Below are 25178 nucleotides of genomic sequence, written 5' to 3'. Positions count from 1 at the left end.
GCATGGACGACCGTCGGGGGCTTCTTATTATCCTCTCTTCGCCCTCGGGCGCTGGAAAATCCACGCTGGCCCGGCGTCTGCGCGACTGGGATCACGACATCGTCTTTTCCGTTTCTGCCACGACGCGCGCGCCGCGCGCGGGCGAGGTGGACGGGCAGGATTATCATTTCCTGACCGAGGCCGGTTTCAAGGCCGAGGTGGCCCGCGGCGCAATGCTGGAACATGCCCATGTCTTCGGCAATTTCTACGGCTCGCCCGAGGGGCCGGTGCGCGCCGCGATCGAGGCCGGACGCGACGTGCTGTTCGACATTGATTGGCAGGGTGCTCAGCAGATCCGCAACTCCTCGCTTGGGCAGCACACGCTGTCGATCTTTCTGCTGCCGCCCTCGATCGCCGAGTTGCACCGGCGGCTGGTCTCGCGCGGGCAGGATGCCGAGGACACCATCGCAAGGCGGATGCAGAAAAGCTGGGACGAGATCAGCCACTGGGATGGCTACGATTTCGTACTGGTCAATGACGATCTGGACGCGACCGAGGAAAAGCTGAAGACCATCCTGACCGCAACCCGCCTGCGGCGCAGCCAGCAGCCCGGCCTGACGGCCCATGTGCGCGCGCTTCAGGCCGAATTCGAGGGACAATGACATGCCGCTTTACCTGCTTGACGGTGTCGCCCCGACACTTCCCGTGGACGGGGATTTCTGGGTCGCGCCGGACGCCAACCTGATCGGCAACGTGATCCTGGAGCCCGGTGCCTCGGTCTGGTTCGGCTGCACTCTGCGCGGCGACAATGAACCGATCACGGTCGGCGCGGGCAGCAACGTGCAGGAAAACGTGGTCTGTCATACCGATATGGGCTTTCCGCTGGTGATCGGGGCAGGCTGCACCATCGGGCACAAGGCCATGTTGCATGGCTGCGTGATCGGTGAGAACAGTTTGATCGGCATGGGGGCCACAGTCTTGAATGGTGCCAAGATCGGCAAGAATTGCCTCATCGGGGCGGGGGCGCTGGTCACCGAGGGCAAGGAAATCCCCGATGGCAGTCTCGTGATGGGCGCACCGGGTCGCGTCGTGCGCGATCTTGATGCTGCAGCTATCGAGGGATTGCGCCGGTCTGCACGCAACTATCGCGACAACATGCGCCGCTATCGCGACGGCCTCAAAGCGCTTTGACAGCATGAGCAACGATCCCCATATCCCCGCCCGGCGGCGCCGCTGGCCCGAGGGCGGTTCGCGCCCGGTTGCCACGCCGCTGAATCCCTCGGTGGTCTATGCCACGCCCGATCCCGACGCGCTGGATGCGCAGTACGAGGGCCGCAGCCCGGGCTATTCCTATGCTCGCGAGGGGCATCCGAATGCCGATGTTCTTGCACAGATGCTTGACCGGTTGGAGGGCGGCACTGGCGGGGTCTTGACCGGCTCTGGCATGGCCGCGCTGGGGGCGGCGGTTCTGGCCTCGTTGCGGGCTGGGGATCACGTTCTCGGGGGAGATCAGCTTTACGGGCGCAGCCTGCGGATGCTGGCCGAGGATTTGCCGCGGCTGGGTATCGCCTCGAGCCTTGCCGATCCGACCGATGCCGAACGCTTTGCCGCCGCGCTGCGTCCTGAAACGCGTATGATCCTTGTCGAGACGGTCTCTAATCCGACGCTGCGCGTTGCCGATATCGCGGGCATTGCGGAGCTGGCGAAAGAACGCGGCATCCTGCTGGCGGTCGACAATACCTTTACCACGCCGCGGGCGATCCGTCCGCTTGCGCATGGCGCGGATATCGTGATCCAGTCGGTTACAAAGCTTCTGGCGGGTCACGCGGATGCCACGCTGGGTTATGTCGTGGCACGCGATCCGCTGTTGGGGGCGGCGATGCGTACCGCCGCGACGACCTGGGGCCTGACGCCCAGCCCCTTCGATTGCTGGCTGGCCGAGCGCGGCCTGTTATCGTTTGAATTACGCCACGACCGGGCCTCTGAAAATGCCGCGCGGCTGGCCGATCACCTGGCGGGGCAGGCCGGTGTGGCGCGGGTTCTCTATCCCGGACGGGCCGACCACCCCGATCACGCGCGGGCGGGGGAGCTGTTCGGGTGCCGGTTCGGCAACATGCTGAGTTTCGAGATTAAGGGAGGGCGCGCGGCGGCCAACGCCTTTACCCGCGCCTGTCCGAATATCGCCTTTGCCCCGACATTGGGGGACATTTCCACGACGCTGTCACATCCGGCCTCGTCCTCGCACCGGGCGCTTGGGGCCGAGGGGCGGGCGGCGATGGGAATCGGAGAGGGGTTTTTCCGCGTCTCGGTCGGGATTGAACCGGTCGAGACGCTGATGGAGGAAATGGCGCGCGGGGTGGCGGCGAGCCTCACCGCCTAGCGACGGGCTGTCGGCAGGGCTGACGGCACCTTTCGATGTCGTGAATGCGCGCGGTGCGCGTCAGCTATCCGCATTCCATGCCGCCACCAGGTTGTCGAGGTATTCAGCGGTCGAGTTCATTTCGGATACGATCTGTTCCATTGCGGTGAACTGCTTGAGATAGCGCGCCTCAAGCGTCGTTGCGCGGTCCTCAAGATCGCTCAGCCCGCTCTGGTCGTTCAAGATTCCGTTCTCAAGGGCGCTTTGACGCCGGGCAATCACGCCATCGGCGGACAGAATGGCATCTAGGTCCTCGGCCATGAGGCTGACGAGACTGCGTCCATAGCCGATTTCGGCCTGTATCACATCCGCGCCCACGGTCAGGCTCAGCCCCTGCATCGGTCCCGAAGTGACGGTATAGCGCGTTCCGCCATCGCCGCTAGGGCTGCCCGCCAGCGCGATCCCGTCCAGCGTTGCCACACCCGTCGCAGGATCGCGTTCGAACCGGTACAGGCCGGGAACCGCGTCGGCAGTGGCCGACAGTGCAAGGCTTATGTCCGGGGCAGAACTGGCAAGCCGGTCGCCCAGCAACGCATCGAAACGCGAGGGATCGCGCGCGAATGCGGCGTCAAAGGCATCGCGGTTCAGCGTCAGCATCCCGTCCCGCCCCGTGGCCACGCCCATTTCCGACAGCCGGATTTCGCCCGATGCGAATCCGGCCAGCGCGCGCGAGGTCAGCCCGTCGAGAAAGGTCTTTACCTGGTCGGCGGATTGTTCTGCGGCCAGCGCACCGACATCCGTATCGGCGATCCCGCGCGCGGTGACGTCTGACAGATAACTCTTCAGCGTGTTGACCTGATCGATAAAGCCCTCAAGCGTGAAAAAGGCCGCCTCGATATCGTGATCCAGTTCCAGAGTCTGCGGTCCCGGTGTGACCGCGTCCAGGAACAGCGTGACGCCGGAAATGAGGTTGTCTATTTCATTGGAAGGTCGCGATACGGCGATCCCGTTATAGGTCACAAGCGCATCGCTTGCCGCCTGAACCTGCTGGGCGTTGTCGGCCGAGGTATCGAACCGGGCCAGGTCTGTGCCGGTGCCCGCCGGGTCGGGGGACGCGCTCAGGCGCAGGGCGTTGCCCGCGCCGGTTTGGCTGACGATGCTCAACGACAGCGTGCCGTTGCCCACGTCTACCAGACCCGCATTCACGCCGGGCACAGCGTCAATCTGCTCTGCCAGTTGCGCCAGCGTCGTGCCCGCGGTCACGGCGATCACCACCGACGCGCGTGCCGGATCGGCGGTAAACGAGGTGTCGTCCCATGCTCCGAAATCCAGAGTCAGGGTGCCCTCGGCGATGTTCTCGTCGGCTGACATGAAGCCCGCGATATCCAGAACCTGCGCCTTGGCCAGGGCCTGGACCTCAAGTGTGTGCGCCCCGGCCCTGGCTCGCGACAGATCGGAGACCTCGGCCGAAATTCCCTCTATGCTTCCGGTGAAGGTCAGCGCGCTGAGCCCCGAAAGCCCGTCCAGCGCCGTGCCAAGCGCGCCCAGTTGGGCGCGCAGTTCGCCCAGCTCTGAAATCGTGGCCTCGGATGTCTCGATACGGGCGTCGATAATGGCGCGGCGCGGCGCGATCTCTGCCTCGACGAGATCGGTTGCCATCTCGGCCAGATTGATCCCTGATCCCGATGTGTTGAGGCTGCTCAGGATGTCCTGAACCATGGTAAGTCCTTTCGCGGCTTTGCGTCTGGAACGGCGCGGCGCCGGCAGGGTTTACTTTGGATATTCGATTTCAATCTCGATCCGGCGGTTTTCCGCGCGTCCCTCGGGTGTGGTATTTTCGGCAACGGGCTGGCTCTGTCCCATTGAAACGGCACGCAACCGGTCGGAACCGACCGCGCCGCTTGCCTCTATCACGCGGACCACGGCAGAGGCGCGTGCGGCCGCCAGGCCCCAGTTGTCACCAAAGACCGCGCCAGCGCCCAGCGGGCGGTCATCCGTGTGGCCGGTCACCTCGATCCGGCTGGCCTTGTCGAGGTTGGCATAGGCAACGCGGCCAAGGATGTCCTGGGCCTCGACGGTCAGATCCGCCGAGCCAGATTCAAACGCCCCTCCCGCACCCACGGTCACGCGCACCTTGTCCTTGACATTTTCCACGGTCACGAGGCCCTTGTCGATCTCTTCGCGCAGGGCGATGCGCAACTGCAACTCGGTCATCTGGGCGTTGCGACGCGCGGCCCGCTCGCCGGACAGTAATCCGCCCGAATCCGCGATCTTGCCCGCCTCGCGCGCCTCCGTGCCGGGATCTGTTGGCCGGGTCGCTGCCGGATCGGCGCCCTCTTTTCCGCTTTGTGCAGAGGGCAGGGGGGCCTCGCGCGCGGTCTTTATCGCTTGGGCGAGTTTTTCGCGCAGCGCGTCGGCCTCATCCGGTTCGGATGCCTCGGCCGGATCGGTTGCGTCCTGTTCCGGGGCGCTCTCGCGACCAGTTTCGAGCCCTGCATCCACCCGCAACGTGATCGCGTTTTCGACCTGTTCGGGGGTCACCGCCCCGGATTGAAGCGCGTCCATCATCGCCTCGGTCAGTTCCTGGGCGAGCTGGGCAATGTCCTGGCTATCGGTTTCGCCATCGCGTTCGCGGGTTTCGATCTGCTGTCGTTCGACTTCTGTCGTCTGCTGACGAAGCTGTTCGGTAATGCTGATCGTGGGAGATGGACTGAATGTCAGCTCAAGCGAGGTCGTGCCGAGCGGCTGTTCCAAAACCGGCACGTCGCGCTGAACCCCGAAGGAGTTACGCAAAGATCCCGCGATCTGTTTGAATTTCGGCTGGTTGAAATCGGCGAAGGACAGGATCAGCACGAAAAACGCCATCAGCAGAGTTGCGATATCGGCAAAGGTCGCCATCCAGGCTGGCGCGCCCGGATCGGGGCATTTGCGCTCCTCCTCGGGCTCTTGCTCGATCGTGGGGTCTGGGACGGGTAGGGGGATCGGGGTCTTGGCCATGATGCGGGGGTCCCTGTCAGGCGGCCATCAGCTTGGTCTGAAGCTTGGGCGGCAGGCTGGCCACCATCTGTTCTTGCACGTGGCGGCCTGATCCGCCGCGGGCGATGTGGCGCAGGCCCTCGACCACGAGATCGCGATAGACGCTTTCCTGGGCGGAATAGTGTTCCAGCTTGGACAGCAGCGGCAAGAACACGATGTTGGCGATGAAGGCACCGTAAAGCGTCGTCAAGAGTGCCACCGCCATTGCCGGACCGATGGCCTTGGGGTCTTCCATGTTGCCCAGCATCTGCACCAGGCCGATCAGCGTGCCGATCATGCCCATGGCTGGCGCGATGTCTATCCAGCCTTTCAGGACGGCCTGGTATTCCCCATGCCGGCGCTTCATGGCCCGGATCTCGTCCTTCATCTGTTTGACAAGCTTGGTTTCATCGGCGCCGTCGACCAGCATTTGCAGGCCCTTCTTGAAAAAGGGATCGGGCCCGTCGGCGCCGTCCAGCGCCATGATGCCCTCCTTGCGGGCGCGGTCCGACATCTCGACCATGGTCTCGATCAGGCTTTCGTGGCTGGGGGGCTTGGGCGAGAACGCCTTGGCCATCGCCTTGAAGCTGCCGAGGAAATTGGCCATCGGCACCTTGTACATGACGGCAAAAAAGGTGCCGCCGAACACGATCAGGATCGAAGGTGGATCGATATAGGGGCCAATCCCCCCGGCCATGGCCATCCCCCCAACGACCATTCCGACCGCGCCAAGCATTCCGATGATCGAGGCGATATCCATCTTGCGAGACCCTTTCCCGACATTACGTTCGCGAGAGGTACGGCAAGAAACATACCAAGCTTTCCAAGAGAGGTCGGATTCCGGGGCAGAAATTTTCTAAACATTTCTTCAGCCCGCCGTTTCCCTTCACAGGCGCCGAGCGGCGCAGGATGCAAGGAGAAAGTGCAATGACCACGATCAACACCAATATCGGCGCGATCAACGCTCAGGCGAACATGGCGCGCGTGAACGAGGAATCCAACCTGGCGATGACCCGCCTGTCCTCGGGCCAGCGGATCAACGCGGCCAAGGACGACGCGGCAGGCATGGCCATCGGCGAAAAGATGACCGCCCAGATCAAGGGCCTGAACCAGGCCGTGCGCAACGCCACCGACGCAAAAAGCCTGGTTGACACCACCGAAGGCGCGCATGTCGAAGTGTCCAACATGCTTCAGCGTATGCGCGAACTGGCCGTGCAATCCTCGAACGACACCAACACCGCCGCTGACCGTAACAACCTGATGTCGGAAGCCAACCAGTTGATCACCGAGATCAATCGCGTGGCCGAGAACACGACGTTCAACGGCATGAACATCCTCGACGGCTCGTTTACCGGCAAGCAGTTCCAGATCGGTGCCGATACCGGCCAGGTTCTGAACGTCGACGTCGACAGTGCATCGGCGACCGCGATCGGTGCCCATACCTTCGAGTCGGACGTGCAGATTGCCGCCGCTGGCGCCGCGGTCACCGATTCGGGCATCGCCGCCGCCGCGACGCTCACTGTTTCGGGCTTTGCCGGCAGCCAAACCCTGACGCCCGCCGCCGGCGCATCTGCCAGTGACATGGCAAGGGCGATCAACGACGTGTCCGCGGCCACCGGGGTCGAGGCCTCTGCCGTGACCAAGGCCAAGCTGACGCTGGACGCGGCCGACACGATTTCCTTTTCGCTGGGCAACAAAACCGGAGACGGCCAGGTTTCGGTGGGCAACGTCACGATCACCGATGTCAATGACCTGCGTGCCGTGCGCGACGCGGTGAACGCGGTGTCGGGTCGGACCGGCATCACCGCAAAGATGGGCGACACCAATGCCGAGGTCATCCTGACCGACGCCAATGGCGACGATATCGGCATCGAGAACTTCAAATCGCAGGGCAGCGACAAGAACCTGACCGTTACCGCGCTGAAAGCGGACGAAACCGCTGATGGCACCGCCACGCTCACCGACACGGACACCAACACCTACGTGACCGGCCAGATCGAGATGACCTCGACCAAGGCCTTTACCGTGACCTCGGGCGATACGACCGCCGGTGCGACTTTCGGGGAAACTGCGGCGAACTCGTCGAAACTGGAAGACGTGGCCTCGATCGACCTGACGACGGCAACATCCGCCTCGGACGCGATCAAGGTCATCGATGCGGCCATCGCCAAGATCTCGCAGTCGCGCTCTGATCTCGGTGCCGTGTCGAACCGCCTGGACAGCACGATCTCGAACCTGACCAATATCACGGTCAACGTCGAGGCGGCCAAGTCGGGCATCATGGATGCCGATTTTGCCAAGGAATCGACCGAACTGGCGCGGGGCAAGATTCTCTCGCAGGCGGCCACGGCGATGCTGGCGCAGGCCAATACCTCGCAACAGAACGTGCTCAGCCTGCTTCGCGGCTGACGTAAAACCGACACTGTGAAATCGGCCCCGGCGCTTGTGCGCCGGGGCCTTTTTCTTGTTCGGCAGGGGCTTGTGCGGGAAGGAAGGGGTGTCAAAAAACCGACGCCCCAAGCGTCAAATAGAAAATTTGAAACGAGGCTAACATGGGCGCAGGTTTGCCCGTGAAAGGAGCCTGACCATGCAACTGCAAACCATCCAGTCCGTCAGCCAGCGCCAGTCGCTTGTCGTGACTGCGCAGCTTCAGCAGGCGATCTGCATGTTGCAGATGAGCAATGCCGACCTGCGGTCGTTTCTCGAAACCGAGGCCGCCGAGAATCCCTTTTTCGAGGCAGAGCTGGCCGCGCAGGTGCAGGAACGCAAACGCCAGGAGGTCGCGCCCGCCTTGCCGATGTCACGCGGCGGTGCAGAGGGTGATTTCGACTTTATCCAGATGCGCGCCGAAGAGAGGCAGAAATCGCTTTATGCGCATGTCTCGGCGCAGTTCGACATGATGTTCGATCTCCCCGCCGAGCGTATCGCCGCAGAGGTGTTTCTAGAGGCGCTTGAGCCGTCGGGCTGGCTGGGCGATCGGCTTGAGGTGATCGCCGCGCGCGCGGGGCTGGATATCTATGCCGCCGAAGAAATGCTGAACCGCGTCCAGCGCGTCGAACCGGCCGGGCTGTTTGCCCGTTCACTGGCCGAGTGTCTTGAACTTCAGGCGGCAGACCGGGGCTTTCTGACGCCGCTTTTCGAGAGGCTTCTGGAAAATCTATCCCTTTTGGCGCGGGCCGATCTCAAGGCGCTGTGCCGGGCCTGCGAATGCGACATGGAGGCCTTGCGTCCGCAGCTTCGCCTGCTGCGATGCCTCGACCCCAAGCCGGGCGCGGGCTTTGACGCGGAAGAGCCTGCCGAACGCGCGCCCGACCTGATCGTGACCGGTCGTCCGGGGGCCTGGGGGGTCGAGTTGAACAACTCTACCCTGCCCACCGTGATCGTCGACGAACGGGCCGCCGAGATGTTCGGTGCCGACCGCGCCGCGGCCCCCTATGTGGCCGAGAGGCTGTCGAGCGCGCGCTGGTTCCGCCGGGCGGTCGAGCACCGCAACCAGACCACCTTGAAGGTGGGGGCCGAAATCGTGCGCCGCCAGGCCGAGTTCCTGGAATATGGCCCCGCGCGTATCCGGCCGATGATCCTGCGCGATGTCGCCGCGGCGGTGGGGGTCCATGAAAGCACGGTCTCGCGGGTGACCACCGGGTTGATGATCGCCACACCGCAGGGGACATTCCCGCTAAAGACCTTTTTCTCTGCCGCGTTGGCGGGGGCCGAAGAGGGCGACGAGGCCCAATCGGCCGCCGCCGTGCGCCACCGCATCCAGAACCTGATCCGCGAGGAACGGCCCGGTGCGCCGTTATCCGATGACGAGATCGCGCGCATCGTATCTGGCGATGGTATCCGGCTGGCCCGTCGCACCGTGGCCAAGTATCGCGAGGGGCTCGGTATTCCGTCCTCGTTCCAGCGCCGTCGCGCGGCCCGGCTGGCGGCAGGCTGAGCCCCGCCGACGCGGGCTGTTTCGGGGCTGCGCGCGACGGCCCATCTTACCCGGCTAGCTCTGTCAGAGGAAGGACCGACGCCGATTGCGCTTTTGGCGGGGCGGCATATGCATGCCGGCATCCGGGTGCCAGAACATCGCATAGCGTCTGTGCGCCAGGACCATCGGGCGCGGCAACCACCGCAAACGGGACAAAGCCCCGCGCCATCCGGTTGACCCGGAACAAAGTGCGCGCCGCGCGCCACACATAGACCGCTCCCAGAAGGTAGACCAAGATAGATAGCCACGCCCCCCCCGGCAAGGCACAGGCCGATGCGGCGACATGCGCGGCCAGCGGCTGCCACAGCCGATGATGGGCCAGCCATAAGGGCGTGGCGACAAGCGCCAGAATGGGCCGGTCAAGCGGTTGCAGATCGTATCGTGTCCCGCCATCGCGGAACAGTTCCCAGTTGCGCATCGTCTCGGGCGGGATGTGCCGGGCCTCGGGCGCAGGGTCTGGCGGCATGATCTCGTCCCACCGGCCCAGACGTGCGGTATCGCTGAGAACCGGCAGGGTGATCTCGTCACGCCGGAATACCAGCAATTGTGCGGGCCGGTCCGGTCCCAGGCGCGCATCAAGATCGCGCGCGGTGCCGGTCAGGGGCAGCCCGTTTAACGCGATCAACCGGTCGCCCGGCCTGAGGCCAAGCGCCCGCCCGGCGGGTCCGACGCTGTTCAGCACAAGGCAGGTGGGGGGCGCTCCGGGCGCGGTGGGGTCGATGGCGGATGTCATCAGCGTGCGGCCGCTTATGGATAGACGAAAGGATTGACCGAGCGGACGGGCGGCGTTGTTCTGGCCGGGCGCGGTGTGGGGGCAGGGGTGGCGGGCGCGGCTGTCTCTCGCGCTGTTTTGGGCGCTGGCGCAGCGGCCGCGCGCCGATTTATCAACATGTCGGTCTGCGCGGCGAAAAGCGCTGTTACCTCTGCCTTCATGTCCTCTGAATTTTGCAGCAGCCCATCCTGGAGGCGCTCTTCGATCTCGTCCATGTGGCGCGTCAGGGCGCTTGCGATCTGGGGTTGCAACAATGCAGCATCGCCCTCGAACCCGGCCAGTTCGGTCGAGACATGCGCACCCAATGCGACCTGCATCTCGTCCAGCCGCGCAAGGATGGCGCTGCGGGTTTCGGCATCGGGATCGGTTTCGACCGCCTTCAGGATTGCCTGGCTTTCCTGCACCGCGGTCCTGAGATCGCTTACCGTCCCGGCGAAGACATCCAGCGCCTCGACCATGGTTTCGCTGGCATGGCGCAGGTCGGCCTGCGAACGCAGGTGCATCAGCCCGCCCAGGGCCACCGCGATCAGCCCCAGCGCGGCAACTCCGCCAGATGCAAGGGTTGCCCGCCGCGCGATGCGCTCGACCCGCGCGCTGGCCTCGGCGATCTCTGCGGCGCCGCGTTCGCCATCCGCGGCCACGGCATTGGCGGCCTCGGCGGCCTCAAGCGCCAGCTTGATGCTGTCTTCGACGGTCGGTTTCCTTCGGGTCATCGCGGGCTCCTGCGGGCGTTTGGGCAAGTTGCTTGCAGGTTTCGTGCCATTTCCCCAGGCCGGGTCCGACGACGACCCCCTAAAACGCCGCGTTCTTGCGCCGTTCACGATCAAAGCCCGAAACGCGCGGCCCCGATTTTCATCGAAAAGGAATGACCACATGCAAGCCGCCACGGCGATTGCCAACCCTGCCGAGCAGATCCGCCCCTTTGCACGCCTGACCGTTTGCGCAAGGGCCTATGAGATTGCAGAGATCGCACCGGGCAAGGTGTCGTTCCGCGCCTCGGGCGAAGAGTCCTGGGAGGCGCTGGATGCCACGCGCGAGGATGGCTGGCATCAGATCGCGTCCGAGATCATGCAGCGTTCCAGCGATGCGCTTCTGGATTTCGTGCGGATGCACCTGATCCGCATTTCGGGCGATCCCGACACGAACGGCCCCTTTGAATACGACCTCTTCGGTTTTGTCTTCGCCTACCGCGACATTACGCCGGCCGGGATCGAACTGCGGTTGCCCGACCAAGATTGGGTCGCGTTGAACCTGCCCGAGCAGGAACCGCCCCTGACAGGACGAGAGCGTGCAATCGACGCGCTGTTACGAGGCTATCCCGAGATCGCGCTCTTGTTTGCAGAGGATGTAGAGGCCTGGGCGCTGCGCCTGTCCGCGGGATTGCGGATCGAACCGGTCTGGTGACAGTCTAACGCGCCCGCCAGCGTGCGACCACTCGGGCGATCAAGTGGCGCGCGGCGGCGGCAAGACACATCAGCGCGCTTAGCCACAAGAGCAGGGTCAGGGACAAGGGGCGTAGCCCCTCCAGAGCGGCCGAGGCCAGCCAAAGACCGGTACCGGCAAACACCAGCGTAGAGATCATGTCGCCCGGCCCGCGGGTTTCCTTCGGGGTCATGTTCTGGTTCCTTTCAGGGGATGTCCGGTTTCGTCAAAGCGCAGGTCGCTTGGTACCTCGATATCGGGCAGGCTGACATCCAGGCCCTGGTTGAGTCGATAGACATGCGCCTCTATCGCGGCAACGGCGACGTATAGCTCGGGCGTGATTTCCCGGCCGATCTCGCCGGTGAAATAAAGCGCCCTCGCCAATAGCGGCACGCGCAGGACATGCACGCCCGCCTCTTGCCCGATGGCCATGATCCGGTGCGCCATTGCCCCGTCGCCCATCGCCACGATCACCGGTGCGTCGGTTTTTCCGGGTTCATAACGCAGCGCCACCGCGAAATGGGTGGGGTTGGTCACGATGCTTGTGGCGTTGGGCACATCTTCCAGTGCCTTGCGCCGCCGCGCCCCCTTGCGCGAGGCTTCGATCTGGCGGCGGCGGATCTGTCCCTTGACCTCTGGCGAGCCTTCGGTCTGCTTGGCCTCATCCTTGATTTCCTGGCGGGACATCCGCAGCTTTTTCCCGTGGCTGTGGACCTGGTAGGCTAGGTCTATGCCACCGATCAGCAACAGCCCCGCACATTGTGCGCCCAGAACCTTGAGAAGCACCACCCCAAAGCCGTCCAACGCGTCGCCAGGGGCGGAAAAGACAAGCCTGTCCAGTATGGGCAATTGCGGGATCATGATCGCCGCCGCCGCCCCGATCAAAAGCGTGACCTTGAGGACGGCCTTGACCAGTTCGACCAGCGAGCGCATCGAGATCATGCGCTGCATCCCCTTGAGCGGGTCGAGCTTGTTCATCTTGAGACCGAGAGCCTTGGGCGCAAAGTTCAGACCACCCGTCGCCGCCTGCGCAAAAAGCGTCAGCGCGGCCAGCGGCAGCCCCGCGGCAAGCGTGACCATCACCACGGCCACCAGTGCGTCCACGGTTCTGCCCGCGATCAGGCTGTCGAGATGGGCGATCCCGTCAAAGCGGAAATATCCCGCCCAGGCCGAGGCCGCGCGCGGCATCAGCGCAAAGGCCAGCGCCAGAAGGCCCACCGCGCCGGCCATCGACACAAAGACGAAAGTCTCTTTCGAGGTGATGATCTGGCCGTCCTCGCGCGCCTGCTGGCGCCGTTTCGGTGTCGGCTCTTCGGTCTTTTCCTGGCCGTCGCCGCCTTCCTCAGCCACCCGCAAGCCCCCCCAGAAGGTCGACCAGACGCGACAGGCTCTCCTCTGACAGCGCCGAGAACGCGCGGCCCATGGTTGGCGCGCCAATGTAAAGCAAACCCACCGAAACCAACAGCGTCAGCGGGAAGCCGACCGAGAAAATGTTGAGTTGGGGTGCCGAGCGAGTGACCACGCCCACCACCACGTTGACCAGCAACAGTACCGCCACCGCCGGCATCATCAACTGCGCCCCGGCCAAGAACATCAGCCCAGCCGCCTCTAGCCCCTTGGCCGCGCCCGTGGCCAGGTCCGTCGCCTGTCCGGGCGGCAGTGTGCGGTAGCTTTCCAGGACGCTTTGGAGTGCGGCCAGGTGGCCGTCCTCGGACATGAACACGACCAGCAGGAAAATGGTAAAGATCTGGCTGACCACCGGTGTATTCGTGCCCGCGGCCGGGTCGATCTGCGAGGCAAAGCCGAGCCCGGCTGTGTTGGCGATCCGGTCCCCCGCGATCGCCGCCGCGCCAAAGATCACCGACAATAGCGTCCCGGCCGCCGCGCCGATGCATATTTCGACCACGACCAGCGGCACAACCTCCAGGCTGGCCAGCACCCCGACCGGGGGCGGTGTGTAGAGCGACATCGCGGGCAAGGCCAGGATTACCGATGCAATGATGCGCACCTGCAACGGGACGTAACGCGCCCCGAACAGGGGCGACGCGATCAGGAATGCCCCGATCCGCAGCATCGAAAACAGCAATTGCAAGGCTTGCGCGAACAGCGCCGGCAAGTCCAACCCCGGAATGCCCGATGCGATATCTGCCGCGTTGCCCATCAGATTAACGGATCAATGCGATGGTTTCGAAGATCGTGAGGAAATAGTCGGTCATCACCGTCAGCATGAACCCCGAGGCCAGCGCCATGGTCATCAGCACCACCGCCAGCTTCGGCACGAAACTCAGCGTTGCCTCGTTGATTGAGGTCGCCGCCTGGAGGATGCCGATCAGCAGGCCCACCGCCAGCGCCACCGCCAGGACCGGCCCGGCGGTCAGCAGGATGTTCCAGAACGCGAGGCGCAGATTCTCGATATTGGCGTCGAAATCCATTGTTCAGACCCCCGTGCCAAAGCCGCTGGCAAGCGATCCCATCGTCAAGGCCCAGCCGTCGACAAGTACGAACAGCAAAAGCTTGAACGGAAGCGAAACCAGCATCGGCGAGAGCATCATCATCCCAAGCGCCATCAGGATCGAGGCGATCACCATGTCGATCACCAGGAATGGCAGGAACAGCAGGAACCCGATCTGGAACGCGGTCTTGAGCTCGGAGGTGATGAACGCGGGCAGCAGCACCGAGAGCGGCACGTCAGTTGGGTTTTCATACCCGCCATTGCCCGCCAGGTCGGTGAACATCAGCAGGTCGTTCTGCCGGGTGTTTTCCAGCATGAAACCCGAGATCAGTCCACGCGCCTGTTCCAGCGCCGCCTGTGGTTCCATCTGACCCTCAAGAAAGGGCGACAGCGCGGTATCGTGGATCTCGTCGAGGACCGGCTGCATCACGAAAAAGCTCAGGAACAAGGCCACCGCGATCAGGACCTGGTTGGGCGGTGTCTGTTGCGTGCCCAGCGCCTGGCGCAGGATCGACAGCACTATGATGATCCGGGTAAAGGCACTCATCCCCAAAACGATGGAGGGCAGCACCGTCAGTGCCGTCATCAGGAACAGGATTTGCAATGACAGCGAGTAAGAGGTGCCGCCCTCGCCGCCTTCGAGGATCAGCGCTGGAATCCCCTGTGCCGCGGCCATGCCAGCCGGCAGAAAAAAGGCACCAACGGCAAACAGGACGAGCCGGTTCATGCCGGGGCCTGCGCGTTGTCGAGGACAGTCAGGGCGGTCACGACGGGGCTGCCCCGGCGCGGGCAGATCACAAGGTGATCATGCCCGTCGATGCGCATCAGCACCGCGCGGGCATCGCCCGGCAGGCTGTGAACCTCTTGGACCTGCATGCGCCGGCCCTTGGCGACGCGGCCCGCCAATGCCCTGCGGTTGACCTGAACCAACAGCCAGACAGCTCCCAGCGCGGCCAGAAAGGCCGCGGCGGTTGTCCATTGTTCCATCCCCACGATCTGCACGCGCATTCTCCTTTGATCGGCACATGCAGGTTCGCGTGCAGGGATCGTGCCAAATTGCGCGCGTCTTAGCCCGTGGCGACGCGATCGGCCGGATCGACGATGCTGGAAAAGCGGATACCATAACGTTCGCCGGCAACCACGACTTCGCCACGGGCGATCGGGGTGCCGTTGACCAGGATATCCAGGGGGTCGCCCGCGAGCTGTTCGAGTTCGACCACTGATCCTTCCTTGAGGTTAAGGATGTCGCGGATCGTCATCTCGGTTCGGCCGACCTCGACGGCCAGCTTGACCTTGATGTTTTCCAGCGGACCCAGACCGGAAAGAGGGGCCAGGTCATGGGAGGATTCCGAAGGCGCGTCGGTCATGGCATTTCCTTTCGCCAAGGCGATGTAAGCCCGTGATCGGGCGGGTTACATGAACGGCCGATTGCGTGCCCGAGCGGCCGATATCGACACGGAAGATGGGCCGGCCTTCGACCAGCAGGATGGGCCGTGGTGCCAGCGCAACGGGCAGGCAATCGCCCGCCCCGGCGCATTTTAGCGCGCGAAGCGTCACCTCGGGCTCTGCCAGTTGCGCACTCAGTGTCAGCGGCACGCCAAGCACAGCCTGTTCCAGCCTTTCGCGCCATGTCCTGTCGCTTTGGACCCGGTCGGTCTGGGTGCGCGCACGCAGCCGCGCCCCCAGGGGCTTGAGGGTCTGGAGCGGGTAGAGAATGTCCAGTTCCGCCGGGCTCGCGCCCGGGATCTGTACCAGGAACGAACAGACCACCACCATCTCGCTGGAGTCCACGAAACCTGCGAATTGCAGGTTATCCTCGTGGGCCTGGATCTCGAACTTGGCGGGAAGAAGTTCTTCCCATGCCGACGACAGGGCCGCGTTCAGCCCTTCGCAGACGATCCTGATCACCCGCAACTCGGTGGCGGTGAATTCCTTGCGCTGGTGCGAAAGGTTCCGAATCGTGCCGCCGTAATAGGACTCCGTCAGCATCGAAACGAAACCCGGCGTCATCACCAGCAGCGAGGTGCCGCGCAGCGCCTCGACACTGGAAGTCGTGAGCGAGACGAAATTCTCAAGCTCGTCGGCATAGCTCTCGAAACTCTTGAAGGTCGGCGGAAAGGCCGAAATCCGAGGCTGGATGCGCAGCATCGGCAAAAAGACCGTGCGCGCAAGGCGGCAGAACCGCTCGTTTATCATGCGCAGTCCATGGAACTCGCCCATGATGCCGAGATCGTTTTCGCCCAACTTGTAGGGGCGCACCTTGGCGCCGCTGGCGCTGAACTGGGCGCTGCCGCTGTCGGCGTCCTCCAGCCCGCTGAACAGGGCCGCGACCTCGCGGCTGCTAAGTTTGCGCGTGCTTTTCATCGGGGCGACCTATTGCAGAACGAAACTTTTGAAGAACACATCCTCGATCCCGGCTCGTCCGGTGAGCTGTTCAAGGCGGGTGTTGATAGCGGTCTTGATCGCGTCGGCCAGGCGCGTTCTGCCCTCGGTGCCGGCGATGTCCTCTTCGGAAAAGCCGCTGATCACGCCCAGCATGTCCGAGCGCAGCGCCATCTCGTGGGTCACGAGATGGGCGATCACCTGCTCGTCCTGCCGGGTCGCGATGCCGACACCGACCTGCAAGAACCGCCGCGATCCGGCCAGATTGCTGAGCAAAGGTTCGGGGAATTCATGGTAAAGCGTCGGCAAGCCGTTCGGGCGGGCCTCCCCGCTTGCAAGGCTGCCGCCCGTGACGGCGGCACCGGCCAGCGAAGAGGACTCGATCAGTCGCAAAACTTCTTCGGAAGGACTGAGCTTGGGGCCGGACATGAACTGCCCGGCCGCGAACCCGCCGCCCGAAAAGGCCAGCGCACCCAGCGCCAGAAGGATCAGCTTGAGGGGGGATTTCTTGGTCTTTCCGTCCGTTTTGTCAGTCATTTAGCGGCCTCGTCAGGCAATCAGGTCGATCCGCCCCTCGGGACGGAACAGGTAAGTCGGCACCGCTGCGTCGGGGTCGGTGCCGCCATCGGGTGACGTCTGTGGCAGGCCGCGCGTCGTGCCGCGCTCATGGCCATGCCCGCCGCCGGTGCTGGTGCCGGCCTGGTGCCCCGCAAGGTCCAGTCCCGCGCGGGTCATCATCTCTGAAAGGCGGTGTTGCGCATCCGTGAACAGCCGCGCAGCCTCGGGCGTTTCTGTCACGATGCGAATAGTTGCGGTTCCCTCGGACAGGCCGATCTGGACCTCGACGCGACCCAGTCGGTCCGGCATCAGCACGAGGTCGACCTGGCGCATCTGGCCGTCGCGGCGCTGGCGGATTTCCTCGACAAGCGTCGCGGGCCAGTCCGGTCTCGAGGTGTCCAGCGTCGGTGGCGCGGCCGGGAACGTTTGTGGCGCGGTTGATTGGGGTGTAGGCGCCACTGCGCCGACTGCTGCCGGTATTGCCTCGGGGCGCGACGGGGCGGTCAGCACGGTGTCGGCCATGCCCCGTGGCGCCGCGGCATGGGGCTCGCCCGTAATTGGGCGCGTGTCGCCTTGCCTTTCGCTGAGTGGCGCATCCTCAGACTGATCGCTTGCCGCGGGCAGGGGGCGCGTGCCCGCGCCCGGGGGGGATGGGGTGATGCCGTTCGGTGCGGGTAGCGGGCTGTCGGGGGGGGCTGTCGGTGGCACCACCAGCGGCACGAGAATATCGCCCGCGACCGGCGGCAGCTCGGGGCCGGTTTCGGCCGGGGCCTTGTCACGTTCGTCTGCGCGGGGCGATACATGCGCGGGGCGCGTGGGCTGGTCTAAGGGCAAGGCCAACGCCAAGGCCCGAAGCCGCCCCTGTTCGATGCGGTCGGGAATGGTGGCCTGACCCTGTGGTTCCGGCCCGGCCTTTTGCACGATAACGGCCCCTGCCGGTGCAGGATCGGCAGGGGTGATGCCGGGCAGGGGGGCATTGCCGATTGCCTCCCCGATGCGCGGGGCCATCGTCATGTCACCGGGGGGAACCATGAGCGCGGCAAAGCCCACGCGCATTTCCCGCTCGGCGCCATTCGAACGCCGCATGGCATCGGGCGCTTGTCCGGCACACGGCAGATCGCAAATGGAAATCCTGAGCATCCCGGTCCTCTGATCGTCCCTTGCCCTCGCGGGGCTGTTGCGCTCTGGGGTGCAAGTTCGATGCCAAGCGGTCTTCAGACGCGACGGGCGGTCGGGCGCGATGGCACGAGATGGGTCGACTCGTCGATTTCGGCCCGGACCTGCCTGGCGGTGGTTGCGCGGCGGTCGTCCACGATGCGGCTACGTGCATCGGCCGAACCCAGGTCAAGCTGAGCGGCCTGGGTGGCGGCGGCGAGCGACTGGCCGCGGATGCGGCAGTCGGTTTCATGTGCGACCAGCGCCGTGCCAAAGATCAGCAGCGCGCGCAATTGCGCTGGACAGGTCGTATCGCCGATCGCGCTGCGCTTTTCGCCAAGAAGTCTCTCGACATGGGCGATACGCTCTGCCGCTTCTTGTTCTGCCTGTTCGGCAGCGCGAAGGCGCAGCGCAGCATGCGACAGGCGGACCTGTTCGCGCCGGGCCAGCAGCGCAAGCAATTCTGCCCTTCGTTTCACGCGCTTTCCTCGTTTTCGAGGGCCAGAAGGGCGGCGATGCTGTTATCCAGGCTGGATGGTTCGGCCATGTCCTGGCCCAGGAATTCGGTGATCCTGGGCCAAAGCCGCACGGCGCGGTCCAGTTCGGCGTCCTGACCGGGCGTGTAGCCTCCCATCAGCATCAGGTCACGGTTATCCATATAAATCGAAATCATCCGCCGCAATTGACGCGCGGCGGCCTTGTGTTCGGACGAAACGATGTCGTTCATCACCCGACTGACCGATTGCGGGATGTCGATGGCGGGATACATCCCCATCTGTGCCAGTTTGCGCGACAGCACGAGGTGCCCGTCAAGGATCGCACGGGCTGAATCGACGACCGGGTCGTTGGTATCGTCGCCATCGGCCAGGATGGTATAAAAGGCGGTGATTGACCCCTCGCCGGGCAGGCCCGGCCCTGCTCGTTCGATCAGGGCGGGGATCAGCGAGATCACCGAAGGGGTATAGCCTTTTGCGGTTGGCTGTTCGCCCAGGGCAAGGCCCACTTCGCGCCGTGCATGGGCCACGCGGGTCAATGAATCGAGTATCAAGAGAACCTGCCGTCCTTCGGCGCGAAATGCTTCGGCAATTGCCGTGGCACGGTGCGCGGCGCGCAGCCGTTGCAGCGGCGAGCGGTCCGCGGGGGTGGCCACGGTGCAAACACGGCGCGCATTGTCGTCGGCCATTACGGCGCGCACGAAGGCGCCGACCTCGCGTGCCCGTTCGCCGATCAGGCCAACGACGATCACGTCTGCATCGGTGTTGTGCGTCATCATCTCGATCAGCACCGACTTGCCGACCCCGGAGCCGGCGATGATGCCGATCCGCTGGCCCCGGCCCACGGTGAGCGCGGCGTTGATCGCGCGCACGCCTACGTCAAGCGGATGATCGACCGGCTGACGGATCAGCGGGTTGGTCTGTTGCCCGGCCAGCGGCCAGCGGCCCGTCGCCCCGATTGCTGCCCCCTCGTCCAGAGGCCGGCCGTCGGCGTCGATTACCCGGCCCAGAAGGGCATCGCCGGTTTCGGCATGGTGGCCACGGGCAATGACGCGGATTCGGGCTCCGGCCCGGATTTCCGCCCCCGGATGATCCAGGAACAGCAATGTACGCCCATCCGAAAAGCCGACAACCTCTGCCCGCGCAGGCGGGCCGCTTTCGGTCGCAACCTCGCAGATCGCGCCGGGGCTGGCGGGAAAACCCGACCCTTCCAGCACCAACCCGTCATAGCGCAGCGCGCGTCCCTCGATGGCCAGGTGCCCACGGTCCGACATCGCGCCGAGGCTGTCGCCGAGCGACTGGAGTACGGCATTCATTCCGCGGCCTCCCGCAGCACGGTGTCACGCAGGCGGACGCTATCTGCGCGGATTTCGATATCGCCGCGTGCCAGTGTATCGTCGGCGCATAACTGTTCGGGCGCGATATCACCCGCGCCATCGAGATACCGCATCAGGGCCGCCCGGTCGGCGGGGTTGAGTCGGATCGTTGCACCGCGTAGCCCTTGCGTGATCTGATCGGCTAGATCGATGACGCGGCGATAGAGGCCCTCGGGCAGATCGTCGATTACATGGCCCGCGCGCGCGCTTGCAAGGCGACAGACGGCCTCTGCAATCTGAGTGGTCAGACCCTCGATCACATGGCAATCGGCATGGGTCAGTCGCGCCAGCGCGGCGGCAAAGACCTGCCTTGCGTCGGCCAGTTCGGCCTCGATTTCGGCACGCGCGGCGGCATGGCCGATCCGTTCGCCTTCTGCACGGGCGGCCTGCTGTGCCTCGGCGCGACCTGCCGCCAGCCCCTCAAGGTAGGCGGCCTCGCGCGCGGCATCGATCTCGGCCGAACCGATCGCCGGTTCGGGCTCGGGCGGCGGCGCGGGGGAAACAGGATGCGCGGCTGTGTCCTGATCGGCGCGGGCCAGCGGGTCGGCCCGGTGAAACTCAACCCCATCGGGCTGGGCGCGGATGGGCGTTTCGGGCGAGAAACCACGTTTTTGCGCCTCGCGCACCAGCGCGATGATATCGTCATGGCTCAGTCGGCGAGTTGCAGGCTCTTGGCCGTGAAGGTCTTGCGGATTCATATCAGTTCCTCCCCTCCGCGCCCGGCCAGGACGATCTTGCCCTCATCGGCAAGACGCCGGGCGACATTCGTGATTTCACGCTGTGCGGTCTGCACCTCGCTCAGCTTGACCGGGCCCAGCGCCTCCATCTCGTCACGGATATTGGCCGCGGCGCGCGACGACACGCAGCTGAGAAGCCGGTTGCAAAGCGTTTCATCCGCACCCTTCAGCGCCAGCACCAGGCGGTCCTGGGCGACCTCGCGCAGCAGGGTTTGCAAGGCCCGGTCGTCCGATTTCACCAGGTTTTCGAAAACGAACATGTTTTCGAGGATATCCTGGGTCAGATCGCGGTCCAGCCTGCGCACCTCCTTGAGGATGCGTTGTTCGTCGGCCTGCTTGGTGTGGTTGATGATCCGGGCGGCTGCCTTGATGCCACCGATCTGCGACGAGCGCAGGGTAGTGTTCTGCTTGAACTTGCCGTGCAGGACGCGTTCTAACTCTTCAAGGGCGCTTGGCTCGACATCATTCAGCCGCGAGATTCTAAAGACGATATCGGGCTGCTGTTCGGGGGGCAGCAGCAACAGGACTTTCGCGGCCTGGTCGCAATCCATTGCCGCGATCACTGTCGCGATGATCTGGGGATGTTCGTCCTCGATCAGCTTGAGCAACGATGGCGGGTCCATCCAGTCGAGGATCTCGATCGGACGCTCCGCGCCCTGCCGCGTGATCCGGCCAAGAACCGATTGCGCCCGGTCCTCGCCCAGCGCGCGCGACATCATGTTGCCAAGATAGGCCGCGGTGCCGACCCCGACGGCGGTCTGGCGGCGCATCAGGTCAAGGAACTCGTCCAGTACCTTGTCCACGGTTTCGTGATCAACGCCGGCAACCGAATACATCGCGGTGCCCAGTTCCTGCACCTCCCGCGGCGAGATGCGTTTAAGCACTTCGGCGGCACATTCCTCGCCGAACAGTGTCATCAGGATACCCACCTTCTGTGGGCCGGTCAGCCGTTCGAAGGTCAGGCTGCCGGGCAGAGGTGCGGCGGGGGCGGTCGGCGTGGTCCGGGCAGGAAGCGGCATCAGCGCACCATTTCTCGTTCAGAGGAAATCATCGTGCGAAAGGCGCTTGCGATGCGGTCCGTGTCGTTTTGCGCCAGGCGGCGCGCCAGCATGACTTTCTCTTCGTAGGTGAAGGCCCCGTCGAAATCGTCGGGATCGAGCGGGCGACTGAGACGGCGGCGCAACTCGGCCAGGCTATCGCCCTCGGCAACCTCGACCGCGCCCCCCGTGCCGAGGCCAGCCAGGGCGGGGCTTGACAGCGCCTGGCCTGGGGCGGGCGGCAGAACGCGCGACAGGATCGGACGCATGATCCCGAGGATCACGATGGCGACGATGGCGATCTGCGCTGCCTGTCTTGCCACCGCTTGCAGCCAGGGCTGGGTATGCCAGGGCTGCGCGACATCGGGAAACAGGTCACGGAACGGATGACTCGTGACCGTTACCGTGTCGCCGCGTTCGGCATCAAAGCCGATGGCGGTACGGATCAGCCGTTCGACATCGGCCAGTGTCTCGGCCGATAGCGTCTCGGCGCCATTTGCGCCTACGGGGGCACTCAGCACGATGGCTGCGTGGATCTTACGTAGCTGTGCCCCCGAGGGACGGATCGTCTCGACTTGCCGGTTCAGTTCGTAATTTCGGGTGAAAGAGCTGCTGCGTCTGCCCTGGTTCGGATTGGACTCCGCCGGAGGCGGACTGGCCGCGCCCTCCTCGTCCGTCTCTGCCGGGGCCAGTTGTGGCTGTGCGGGGGGCGTGTTGGCGACGGCGCCGGGTATACCCCGTGCCTCTGTGCGGGTGTTTTCGTCGCTTTCCGCGCGCTCGCTGCGCAATACGCCGCTGTCTGGATCATACTGTTCGCGGGTGATCTCGGAGCGTGTGAAATCCATGTCGAGCGTAACCTCGACCGCGGCGTTTCCCAGCCCTACGATCGGGGTCAACAGCGCCTCGATACGGTTGCGGTAAAGACCCTCCATGCGCATCCTGTGGCGCGTCTGCTGGTCGGTCATGAAGGCAACTGGATCATCACCCGACATCGACAACAGCCGTCCGCTCTGGTCGACGACAGAGACATTTCCCTGCGTCAGCCCGGTGACGGAGGCGCTGACGAGGCTGACGATGGCGCGCACCTGCGCCTCGTCCAGCGCCCGCCCCGGCGCAAGCTGGACAAATACCGAGGCGCGCGGGGGCACCTGTTCGCGGATGAAGGCCGTGCGCTCGGGCAGGGCGAGGTGAACACGCGCGGCATGGATCGCCTCGATTTCCATGATCGACCGCGCGAGGTCGTGTTCGTGCAACTGGCGCAGTCTTGCGCTTTCGACGGATCGGCTGGCACCCAGCGGCATATCTGCAAGCGGCGAGGGGCCGGCGGCGCCCAGCGCCTGGGGTAGACCCTCGCTTGCCAGCATCATGCGCGCGCGGTGGTAATCGGTGGTGGCGACCCTCAGCGCGCCGGTGGCCGGGTCGAGGCTCGCCGCGATCCCGCCCGCCGTCAGCAGGTCGAGCGCGCGGCCCTTCTCGGCCTCGGGCAGGTTCGGGGCAAGCGTCATCTGTGCGGGTTGGGCCAGCATCAGGTACAGGCCCAGCGCGGCCGCCGCCGACAAAACCAGTGCGATCGCGGGCATTGCCCGGCGCAGGCCCGGCTGCGCGCTCAACCCACGCAGTTGCGCCACGAGGCTGGTGCCACGGGCCATCAATGCCGAGGATCCTCTGGGAACCGGGGTATTGGGGGTGCTGCTCATTCTTTGATGCCCTGTCGGTCTGTGTGTCTGGGCCGGGTCAGACCGGCATGTTCATGATGTCGCGATAGGCGGTCAGCGCCTTGTTTCGGACCTGCAAGGTCAGTTCGAACCCCAGCGAGGCGACCTGTTGATCCACCATTACGCGGGCAAGGTCGTCGGTGCGGCCGGCCTCGAAGTCGCTGGCCGATTGCGACGCCGTCTGCTGTGCCTGTGCGACCTGGTCGACCGCCTGGCCCAGCCGTTGCGCGAAACTGGGCGCCTCGGTGGCCGCATCGGCGGCCCTGGGAGCCGCGGCGCGCGTGTCGTTCTGGGCCTGAAGCGCGGCCAGAGAGAGGCCCGCGCCGCCGGTGGGTCCGGAAATGCTCATGCGGGGCTCCGGCTCAGGCGGCCTGCGCGTTCAGCGCGCCAAGGGCTGCGCCGGGATGCATCTCAAGCCCGTCATAGCCCACGATCATGATGTCATCGGCACGGATCTGGCCATTATCGTGCAACACAAGCGCGCGCTGGATGACGTTTTCCAGTTCGCGCACGTTTCCCGGCCAGTCATGGCTGACCAGCGTGTCGATCGCGTCGGGCATCAGCGCGGGCAGGGGGACACCTTCGGGGCAATGACGGCGTACCATGGCGGCAGCAAGGGCCGGGATGTCCTCGCGCCGTTGTCTCAGCGCCTGGGTGGAAAGCGGGAAAACGTTGAGCCGATAATAAAGGTCCTCGCGGAAGCTGCCCTCGCGCACGGCCTCCATCATGTCGCGGTTCGAGGTGGCGACGACGCGGATATCGACCTTCTGTTCCTTCTGTGCCCCCAGCGGCGTAACCGTTTTCTCTTGAAGTACCCGCAACAGTTTGGCCTGCAATTCCAGCGACATTTCCGTTACCTCGTCCAGCATCAGCGTGCCGCCCTCCGCCGCGCGGATCAGGCCCTTGTTGGCGGCCGAGGCCCCGGTAAAGGCGCCCTTTTCATGCCCGAACAGCATTGCCTCCAGCATGTTGCCGGGGATGGCGGCGCAATTGATCGCGATAAACGGCGCCTCTGCGCGGGGCGAGTGGGCGTGGATCAGCCGGCCCAGCACTTCCTTGCCGGTGCCTGTCGGTCCGTTGATGAACACGGTGACATCGGTTCTTGCCACCCGGCTTGCCATGTCGATCAGCCGACCGGTTTGGGCGGCGGCGGCCACCATGGGCTGGATCTGTGCAGCCAGCATGTCAGCAAGCATCATCAGCCCACCATCGCGCAGCATGTGCGGGACCAATGCCGGAGCCGGCAGCCCCACGCGCACGAGGCGCCCGCCAAGTTCGGTGGTGATCCGCGGTGCCGGTCCGGCATCCAGAGGGCTGTCGCCGACGATGACCAATTGCCGTGCCCCAGTGCTGCGCGCCGCCTCGACAAGTTCGCGTGCGCCCAGCGCCGCCTCTTGGGCTTGCGCGCAGACCAGGATGGCCGCTTTTCGGTCCTCGATGCGGTCCACGACGGTGCAGGCACAGCGGCGCCGGGTCAGTAGATCGGCAAGGCCATCGGCACGCACGAAATTCGGCGACAGCAGCAGGATATCGGACATGGTCGGCTCCTTGGCGGGATTCACGTATCAGCCCCAAGAAGGCAGGAAGCGTGCCAATTCCGTTCGCCTGGCCCGATTTATTTGCCCATGTGGACAGGTCCGCATCCGAACCGCGGGTTTTTAACTGTGGTCGGGTTTTCCACCGACATGTCGGGTTTTTCCGCCAATCCCGGCACCGTGTTTCGCATTGGCGCATTCGTCCGGTTCAGGT

Annotated in this window: 28 protein-coding genes; 6 read left to right on the top strand and 22 right to left on the bottom strand. The window is 64.8% G+C overall.

All coding sequences use genetic code 11. The features are described 5' to 3' along the window. Positions 1-2 precede the first annotated feature (2 nt). From gmk to EV663_RS07535, 3 genes are read left to right on the top strand one after another with little or no spacing between them, the layout of a single operon-like run. Positions 3-641, top strand: a complete 639-nt coding sequence (gene gmk, locus EV663_RS07545; RefSeq protein WP_132951186.1) for a guanylate kinase — start codon at positions 3-5, stop codon at positions 639-641. A 1-nt stretch (position 642) separates the two neighbouring features. Continuing rightward, a complete protein-coding gene (locus EV663_RS07540) occupies positions 643-1170 on the top strand; it encodes a gamma carbonic anhydrase family protein (protein ID WP_132951185.1) in 528 nt (175 codons plus the stop codon). Positions 1171-1174: 4 nt separating this feature from the next. Beyond that, positions 1175-2359, top strand: coding sequence for a trans-sulfuration enzyme family protein (locus EV663_RS07535; protein ID WP_132951184.1), 1185 nt, complete (start codon positions 1175-1177; stop codon positions 2357-2359). A gap of 60 nt (positions 2360-2419) precedes the next feature. Here EV663_RS07535 and fliD read toward each other — a convergent pair whose 3' ends face one another. The 3 genes from fliD to EV663_RS07520 are packed head-to-tail and all read right to left on the bottom strand — an operon-like array spanning position 2420 to position 6113. Beyond that, entirely contained in the window at positions 2420-4057 is a 1638-nt protein-coding gene (fliD, locus tag EV663_RS07530; RefSeq protein ID WP_132951183.1) for a flagellar filament capping protein FliD, read from the bottom strand. 51 nt (positions 4058-4108) lie between these two features. Then, positions 4109-5335, bottom strand: a complete 1227-nt coding sequence (locus EV663_RS07525; protein ID WP_132951182.1) for an OmpA family protein — start codon at positions 5333-5335, stop codon at positions 4109-4111. Between the two features lie 16 nt (positions 5336-5351). After that, positions 5352-6113 carry a motility protein A gene (locus EV663_RS07520; protein WP_132951181.1) on the bottom strand — a complete coding sequence of 254 codons (762 nt, stop codon included), beginning with the start codon at positions 6111-6113 and terminating at the stop codon, positions 5352-5354. 167 nt (positions 6114-6280) lie between these two features. On the opposite strand from EV663_RS07520, the gene EV663_RS07515 reads away from it, so the two are divergent. Both EV663_RS07515 and rpoN read left to right on the top strand, forming a co-directional pair. Beyond that, positions 6281-7762, top strand: a complete 1482-nt coding sequence (locus EV663_RS07515; RefSeq protein WP_132951180.1) for a flagellin N-terminal helical domain-containing protein — start codon at positions 6281-6283, stop codon at positions 7760-7762. A gap of 178 nt (positions 7763-7940) precedes the next feature. Next, complete coding sequence (rpoN, locus tag EV663_RS07510) at positions 7941-9290, top strand: RNA polymerase factor sigma-54 (RefSeq protein ID WP_132951179.1); 1350 nt, start codon at positions 7941-7943, stop codon at positions 9288-9290. A gap of 46 nt (positions 9291-9336) precedes the next feature. Here rpoN and EV663_RS07505 read toward each other — a convergent pair whose 3' ends face one another. Then, positions 9337-10062, bottom strand: a complete 726-nt coding sequence (locus tag EV663_RS07505; protein ID WP_132951178.1) for a hypothetical protein — start codon at positions 10060-10062, stop codon at positions 9337-9339. A gap of 14 nt (positions 10063-10076) precedes the next feature. Continuing rightward, positions 10077-10814, bottom strand: coding sequence for a hypothetical protein (locus EV663_RS07500; RefSeq protein ID WP_132951177.1), 738 nt, complete (start codon positions 10812-10814; stop codon positions 10077-10079). Between the two features lie 160 nt (positions 10815-10974). Here EV663_RS07500 and EV663_RS07495 point away from each other — a divergent pair, with 160 nt between their 5' ends. Next, complete coding sequence (locus EV663_RS07495; RefSeq protein WP_132951176.1) at positions 10975-11505, top strand: hypothetical protein; 531 nt, start codon at positions 10975-10977, stop codon at positions 11503-11505. 4 nt (positions 11506-11509) lie between these two features. On the opposite strand, the gene EV663_RS07490 is transcribed toward EV663_RS07495, so the two are convergent. The 17 genes from EV663_RS07490 to EV663_RS07410 form a co-directional block, all read right to left on the bottom strand. Continuing rightward, positions 11510-11716: a hypothetical protein gene (locus EV663_RS07490; protein WP_132951175.1), complete on the bottom strand. Its 207-nt coding sequence runs from the start codon at positions 11714-11716 to the stop codon at positions 11510-11512. Then, the gene (locus EV663_RS07485) at positions 11713-12873 is read right to left on the bottom strand and encodes an EscU/YscU/HrcU family type III secretion system export apparatus switch protein (RefSeq protein ID WP_132951174.1); all 1161 of its coding nucleotides are present in this window, start codon (positions 12871-12873) and stop codon (positions 11713-11715) included. Before EV663_RS07485 ends, EV663_RS07490 begins: the two co-directional genes overlap by 4 nt. Next, positions 12866-13684: a flagellar biosynthetic protein FliR gene (gene fliR / locus EV663_RS07480; RefSeq protein ID WP_132951173.1), complete on the bottom strand. Its 819-nt coding sequence runs from the start codon at positions 13682-13684 to the stop codon at positions 12866-12868. The genes EV663_RS07485 and fliR overlap by 8 nt, the downstream gene beginning before the upstream one ends. A gap of 4 nt (positions 13685-13688) precedes the next feature. Next, positions 13689-13955 carry a flagellar biosynthesis protein FliQ gene (gene fliQ / locus EV663_RS07475; RefSeq protein ID WP_132951172.1) on the bottom strand — a complete coding sequence of 89 codons (267 nt, stop codon included), beginning with the start codon at positions 13953-13955 and terminating at the stop codon, positions 13689-13691. A gap of 3 nt (positions 13956-13958) precedes the next feature. Further along, positions 13959-14702, bottom strand: coding sequence for a flagellar type III secretion system pore protein FliP (fliP, locus tag EV663_RS07470; protein ID WP_132951171.1), 744 nt, complete (start codon positions 14700-14702; stop codon positions 13959-13961). Continuing rightward, positions 14699-14977: a hypothetical protein gene (locus EV663_RS07465; RefSeq protein WP_165910156.1), complete on the bottom strand. Its 279-nt coding sequence runs from the start codon at positions 14975-14977 to the stop codon at positions 14699-14701. Before EV663_RS07465 ends, fliP begins: the two co-directional genes overlap by 4 nt. A gap of 65 nt (positions 14978-15042) precedes the next feature. After that, the gene (gene fliN, locus EV663_RS07460; protein ID WP_132951169.1) at positions 15043-15342 is read right to left on the bottom strand and encodes a flagellar motor switch protein FliN; all 300 of its coding nucleotides are present in this window, start codon (positions 15340-15342) and stop codon (positions 15043-15045) included. Continuing rightward, a complete protein-coding gene (fliM, locus tag EV663_RS07455; RefSeq protein ID WP_132951168.1) occupies positions 15311-16339 on the bottom strand; it encodes a flagellar motor switch protein FliM in 1029 nt (342 codons plus the stop codon). The genes fliN and fliM overlap by 32 nt, the downstream gene beginning before the upstream one ends. Positions 16340-16348: 9 nt before the next feature. Continuing rightward, on the bottom strand, positions 16349-16894 hold the full coding sequence (locus EV663_RS07450; RefSeq protein WP_132951167.1) for a flagellar basal body-associated FliL family protein: 546 nt from the start codon (positions 16892-16894) through the stop codon (positions 16349-16351). A 12-nt stretch (positions 16895-16906) separates the two neighbouring features. Further along, positions 16907-18001: a flagellar hook-length control protein FliK gene (locus EV663_RS07445; RefSeq protein ID WP_165910155.1), complete on the bottom strand. Its 1095-nt coding sequence runs from the start codon at positions 17999-18001 to the stop codon at positions 16907-16909. A 128-nt stretch (positions 18002-18129) separates the two neighbouring features. Next, the gene (locus tag EV663_RS07440; protein WP_132951165.1) at positions 18130-18549 is read right to left on the bottom strand and encodes a hypothetical protein; all 420 of its coding nucleotides are present in this window, start codon (positions 18547-18549) and stop codon (positions 18130-18132) included. After that, positions 18546-19880: a FliI/YscN family ATPase gene (locus tag EV663_RS07435; RefSeq protein WP_132951164.1), complete on the bottom strand. Its 1335-nt coding sequence runs from the start codon at positions 19878-19880 to the stop codon at positions 18546-18548. Before EV663_RS07435 ends, EV663_RS07440 begins: the two co-directional genes overlap by 4 nt. Next, positions 19877-20638 carry a FliH/SctL family protein gene (locus EV663_RS07430; RefSeq protein WP_132951163.1) on the bottom strand — a complete coding sequence of 254 codons (762 nt, stop codon included), beginning with the start codon at positions 20636-20638 and terminating at the stop codon, positions 19877-19879. Before EV663_RS07430 ends, EV663_RS07435 begins: the two co-directional genes overlap by 4 nt. Continuing rightward, a complete protein-coding gene (gene fliG / locus EV663_RS07425; protein WP_132951162.1) occupies positions 20635-21696 on the bottom strand; it encodes a flagellar motor switch protein FliG in 1062 nt (353 codons plus the stop codon). Before fliG ends, EV663_RS07430 begins: the two co-directional genes overlap by 4 nt. Continuing rightward, positions 21696-23411, bottom strand: a complete 1716-nt coding sequence (gene fliF / locus EV663_RS07420) for a flagellar basal-body MS-ring/collar protein FliF (protein ID WP_132951161.1) — start codon at positions 23409-23411, stop codon at positions 21696-21698. Before fliF ends, fliG begins: the two co-directional genes overlap by 1 nt. A 37-nt stretch (positions 23412-23448) precedes the next feature. Further along, positions 23449-23778 carry a flagellar hook-basal body complex protein FliE gene (gene fliE / locus EV663_RS07415; protein WP_132951160.1) on the bottom strand — a complete coding sequence of 110 codons (330 nt, stop codon included), beginning with the start codon at positions 23776-23778 and terminating at the stop codon, positions 23449-23451. A gap of 13 nt (positions 23779-23791) precedes the next feature. Beyond that, positions 23792-24967, bottom strand: coding sequence for a sigma-54 interaction domain-containing protein (locus tag EV663_RS07410; protein ID WP_132951159.1), 1176 nt, complete (start codon positions 24965-24967; stop codon positions 23792-23794). Positions 24968-25178: the final 211 nt, after the last annotated feature.

The sequence above is a fragment of the Rhodovulum bhavnagarense genome (assembly GCF_004343505.1).
Classification (GTDB): Bacteria; Pseudomonadota; Alphaproteobacteria; order Rhodobacterales; family Rhodobacteraceae; genus Rhodovulum; species Rhodovulum bhavnagarense.
This window is presented reverse-complemented; position numbering and strand designations above follow the sequence as displayed.

Coding starts and splice junctions, on each gene's coding strand:
- gmk (WP_132951186.1), top strand. CDS start 3: ATGGACGACCGTCGGGGGCTTCTTATTATCCTCTCTTCGCCCTCGGGC.
- EV663_RS07540 (WP_132951185.1), top strand. CDS start 643: ATGCCGCTTTACCTGCTTGACGGTGTCGCCCCGACACTTCCCGTGGAC.
- EV663_RS07535 (WP_132951184.1), top strand. CDS start 1,175: ATGAGCAACGATCCCCATATCCCCGCCCGGCGGCGCCGCTGGCCCGAG.
- fliD (WP_132951183.1), bottom strand. CDS start 4,057: ATGGTTCAGGACATCCTGAGCAGCCTCAACACATCGGGATCAGGGATC.
- EV663_RS07525 (WP_132951182.1), bottom strand. CDS start 5,335: ATGGCCAAGACCCCGATCCCCCTACCCGTCCCAGACCCCACGATCGAG.
- EV663_RS07520 (WP_132951181.1), bottom strand. CDS start 6,113: ATGGATATCGCCTCGATCATCGGAATGCTTGGCGCGGTCGGAATGGTC.
- EV663_RS07515 (WP_132951180.1), top strand. CDS start 6,281: ATGACCACGATCAACACCAATATCGGCGCGATCAACGCTCAGGCGAAC.
- rpoN (WP_132951179.1), top strand. CDS start 7,941: ATGCAACTGCAAACCATCCAGTCCGTCAGCCAGCGCCAGTCGCTTGTC.
- EV663_RS07505 (WP_132951178.1), bottom strand. CDS start 10,062: ATGACATCCGCCATCGACCCCACCGCGCCCGGAGCGCCCCCCACCTGC.
- EV663_RS07500 (WP_132951177.1), bottom strand. CDS start 10,814: ATGACCCGAAGGAAACCGACCGTCGAAGACAGCATCAAGCTGGCGCTT.
- EV663_RS07495 (WP_132951176.1), top strand. CDS start 10,975: ATGCAAGCCGCCACGGCGATTGCCAACCCTGCCGAGCAGATCCGCCCC.
- EV663_RS07490 (WP_132951175.1), bottom strand. CDS start 11,716: ATGACCCCGAAGGAAACCCGCGGGCCGGGCGACATGATCTCTACGCTG.
- fliR (WP_132951173.1), bottom strand. CDS start 13,684: ATGGGCAACGCGGCAGATATCGCATCGGGCATTCCGGGGTTGGACTTG.
- fliQ (WP_132951172.1), bottom strand. CDS start 13,955: ATGGATTTCGACGCCAATATCGAGAATCTGCGCCTCGCGTTCTGGAAC.
- fliP (WP_132951171.1), bottom strand. CDS start 14,702: ATGAACCGGCTCGTCCTGTTTGCCGTTGGTGCCTTTTTTCTGCCGGCT.
- fliN (WP_132951169.1), bottom strand. CDS start 15,342: ATGACCGACGCGCCTTCGGAATCCTCCCATGACCTGGCCCCTCTTTCC.
- fliM (WP_132951168.1), bottom strand. CDS start 16,339: ATGAAAAGCACGCGCAAACTTAGCAGCCGCGAGGTCGCGGCCCTGTTC.
- EV663_RS07450 (WP_132951167.1), bottom strand. CDS start 16,894: ATGACTGACAAAACGGACGGAAAGACCAAGAAATCCCCCCTCAAGCTG.
- EV663_RS07445 (WP_165910155.1), bottom strand. CDS start 18,001: ATGCGGCGTTCGAATGGCGCCGAGCGGGAAATGCGCGTGGGCTTTGCC.
- EV663_RS07435 (WP_132951164.1), bottom strand. CDS start 19,880: ATGAATGCCGTACTCCAGTCGCTCGGCGACAGCCTCGGCGCGATGTCG.
- EV663_RS07430 (WP_132951163.1), bottom strand. CDS start 20,638: ATGAATCCGCAAGACCTTCACGGCCAAGAGCCTGCAACTCGCCGACTG.
- fliG (WP_132951162.1), bottom strand. CDS start 21,696: ATGCCGCTTCCTGCCCGGACCACGCCGACCGCCCCCGCCGCACCTCTG.
- fliF (WP_132951161.1), bottom strand. CDS start 23,411: ATGAGCAGCACCCCCAATACCCCGGTTCCCAGAGGATCCTCGGCATTG.
- fliE (WP_132951160.1), bottom strand. CDS start 23,778: ATGAGCATTTCCGGACCCACCGGCGGCGCGGGCCTCTCTCTGGCCGCG.
- EV663_RS07410 (WP_132951159.1), bottom strand. CDS start 24,967: ATGTCCGATATCCTGCTGCTGTCGCCGAATTTCGTGCGTGCCGATGGC.